At 49.1% G+C, this 813-nt stretch carries 1 pseudogene; it reads right to left on the reverse strand.

Going from position 1 to position 813, the window contains the following annotated elements:
* Positions 1-154: 154 nt before the first annotated feature.
* Positions 155-813: pseudogene (locus A3751_RS15100) on the reverse strand (AMP-binding protein); the annotation flags it as partial.

Below are 813 nucleotides of genomic sequence, written 5' to 3' on the forward strand. Positions count from 1 at the left end.
TTTAACACACCCAATAAGGCATTTCGAAAAAGGGGGTGGTCATCCGCGATGTGGATTTTATACATTATTATGTCCTTCAAAGCACGACTGCTATAGCCGTAAGCATAGCCTTTTCCTCCCTGAAAAGGCTACCGTATCTGGCACGGAAATCGGACTATGTCTCTTGGCGCCCCTCTATCAAGGCATCGACCACACTTGGATCATTCAGGGTAGAGGTATCGCCCAAATTATCAAACTCGTTGGCGGCGATTTTACGCAAAATTCGGCGCATAATTTTACCCGAACGGGTCTTCGGGAGAGCTTCAACCCATTGAATACAATCCGGAGTGGCAACCGGCCCCATCTCAACGCGCACATGTTGCTTCAATAAGTCCGTCGCGTTTTGCGCTAGCTCGGTTCCAGCCATGGGTGTCACATAGACGTATATCGCTTCACCTTTGATATCGTGCGGAAAGCCAACCACAGCCGCCTCAGCCACATCAGGGTGCGAAACCAATGCACTTTCCAGTTCCGCCGTACCAAGTCTATGCCCAGAGACATTAAGTACGTCATCCACACGTCCAGTAATCCAAAAATAACCATCTTCATCGCGTCGAGCACCATCGCCCGTGAAGTACATGCCTTCATGCTGACTAAAGTAGGTTTCAATAAAACGGGCATGATCGCGCCAAATTGTTCGCGCTTGGCCAGGCCATGAATCGAGAATAACAAGGTGACCGCTTGCAGTACCTTCAAGAATATCGCTATTTGTATCCACTAATTGCGGTTCAATACCAAACATACCCTGACACGCAGAACCCGGCTTTGCTGTCG

The organism is Oleiphilus sp. HI0080, from assembly GCF_001635135.1.